The following is a 2,341-nucleotide window of genomic DNA, read 5'->3' as shown; positions in this document are numbered from 1 at the left end:
ACGGCCATTCGCTCGGCCGTCTTTGCAGTTCGCTTGCTTGCCGCATTTTGGACAATCCATCACGCCCTCCCAAGGCATCTGAATGTTGCAAAACTTATACATTGTCTATATTTATTTAGCAATGCCTTTAGGGATTACTTCTATCAGATAAAAACCTGCGATAGAATAATATCAGGTGAACAGACTTACACTGGTGTCAATTATCTGCAAGCACTATTCCAAAAACTTAAGTTCCCGTCCGTAGAAGCCGTTGAAGTAGAAAAAACAGTTCGAGCAGTGTTACGCTACGGTATCAGATTCTTCTTCCCCTTTGTCTATCAAAACACCGATGGCCTCCAAATGCGAGACTATAATTTCAATCTCCTTAATGTCAAACAAGGATATGTAGCCACACAGAAGCTTGATAACGGCAATGCCTGGAATTATTTTCCCGGATCACTTATAGCTGCGAAGAAGCGGTTTGGGAAACTTTAGCGATCGTCATATTCTTTGTTTTGCCTTGACGCTCTGGAACACGATAATCCCTCTATTAAGGAAAAGCTGTTCAATCTAAATCCATGATGAGGGCAATCACGGCGTCCGTGGGAAACTAATTTGCGTAGATATGAAAATGGCAGTGGTTAAGAAGCCCGCAAGCAGGTAACTTATCTAAAAAACGGTAAATCAAAAGGGGAGAATCCGGAAATGGCGAGGGGACGATTAAGCGGTCAGCCTAAGAATAGGCATAATCACTGCAATTGGACTGATATAAGTCACCTATTTCTCCTAGCGAGCATCGCGCTTTATCTGCCGGGATGCAGCAGCGTTGGGCCGTCAAGCGTAGATCGCGATCGCTTCGACTACATTAACGCGATTTCAAGTTCCTGGAAGCAGCAAATGCTGCTCAACATAGTCAAGCTGCGCTACTTCGACACACCGGTGTTTTTAACAGTGAGCCAGATTATCAGCGGATACGAACTGCAAGGGAGTATGGATGTTAAGGGAACGTTGAATATCGGGAGTGCAATGGGGGATATAGTGGATTTAGGACCTTCAGGAAGTTTCACTGACCGGCCGACAATCACCTACTCGCCCTTAACCGGCGTCGATTTTCTGCAAGTGCTGATCGCGCCCATCTCGCCTTGGAACCTATTGAGGCTCATTATTGAAGGATGGCCGATAGATGCTGTGCTACAGATCGGGGCACAATCGATCAACGGCCTTTCGAATCGTAAAGCGGGAGCACGGAGCCATGCGGCTGATTTTGATTTTTACAGACTCTTGGCAGCTCTGCGACGGCTTCAGGACGCTGATGCGCTCGATATCAGGATGGAGGCCCTAAAAGAAACTGATCGGGTAAGGACGGAACTGGTCATCAGCCGAAAAGACAATTCTCCTGAAATCCAGGCCGACACGAAACTGGTCAGAGAGCTGTTGGGCCTTCGGCCCGATCAGCAGGAAGTCCAGGTTGTTTACGGTGCGGCATCTGAAAAAGCCCATGTAATCTCTATGCAAACGCGCTCCGGGTTTCAAATCATGAGCCACCTGGGATCTAACATCGAAGTTCCGCCCGAGCATGCAGCCGAACAACGAACCTATCCGCCAATGCCAGCGTTGAGCGACAGTTTGTCATTACCGCCTTTGGTCAGGATTCATGCGCAAAAGTCGCAACCGGCGCCGTCAGACAGCTTTGTAGCGGTTAACTACCGGGATTATTGGTATTGGATTGACGATCGGGACTACCGATCAAAGAGAGTGCTTACGTTTTTGATGATCATTATGACGTTGGCGGAGAAGGGAGAAAAGGTTCAACCGCCGACTCTGACAATTCAGGGAAATTAATCAAGCCGGAAGCGCTTGTAACGGCCCAAATATTTGCCTTTGGCGGCGCCTGTTTCAGGCCACCTGATGACAGTCCGCCGACAAAGACGGGGCTAAGCTGTAGCAGGGTTGATAACCCCGGTATTTCGATGCCGCCAGGCCGCGTTTGGCAAAGCGGATATCAGCCTGCCAGGACTATTCAGTCATGGATGCTTGACAAAAATCATTAACATCGCAAAAGCAGGTGATTTTATCAATAGCGGATTTTCTTGTAAAAGCTCATGGAATACTTTTATAACAAAAACCTGCTGTCTTTGTTATTTCGAACCGGGATTAGTAGTAGATGAATTACCGGTTCAGGAAGAAAGAGATGAAAATTATTAATCAAGCGCAAACTGCGGCGCAGCTTGGGTAAATACCAACCAAGCTCGCTCTCGTCCCGAGAAAATAAATAGCGGCTCAGGCGCATTCCGGGCAATTTTACTTGCTCTTCCAACATGTCGCGCATATACAGTAGTTGTGCCAGCATCCTGATTACAGA

At 47.4% G+C, this 2,341-nt stretch carries 3 protein-coding genes; 2 read left to right on the top strand and 1 reads right to left on the bottom strand.

Annotation, left to right across the window (positions count from 1 at the left end; all coding sequences use genetic code 11):
• On the top strand, positions 1 to 474 hold a 474-nt coding region (locus HUX64_RS03170), incomplete at its 5' end, for a hypothetical protein (protein WP_174624792.1).
• 402 nt (positions 475 to 876) lie between these two features.
• The gene (locus tag HUX64_RS03165) at positions 877 to 1,821 is read left to right on the top strand and encodes a hypothetical protein (RefSeq protein WP_174624791.1); all 945 of its coding nucleotides are present in this window, start codon (positions 877 to 879) and stop codon (positions 1,819 to 1,821) included.
• A 271-nt stretch (positions 1,822 to 2,092) separates the two neighbouring features.
• Here the strand turns inward: HUX64_RS03165 and HUX64_RS19125 are convergent.
• The coding region (locus HUX64_RS19125; protein ID WP_217426419.1) for a hypothetical protein at positions 2,093 to 2,341 on the bottom strand (249 nt) is incomplete at its 5' end.

Origin of the sequence: Candidatus Methylobacter favarea, from assembly GCF_902806695.1 — a bacterium.
GTDB classification, from domain to species: Bacteria; Pseudomonadota; Gammaproteobacteria; order Methylococcales; family Methylomonadaceae; genus Methylobacter_B; species Methylobacter_B favarea.
Note: the sequence above shows the minus strand (reverse complement) of the source record. Positions and strands in the feature narration are given on the sequence as shown.

What these genes read in the sequence shown, in the direction of transcription:
- HUX64_RS03165 (WP_174624791.1), top strand. Translation starts at nt 877, where the DNA reads ATGCTGCTCAACATAGTCAAGCTGCGCTACTTCGACACACCGGTGTTT.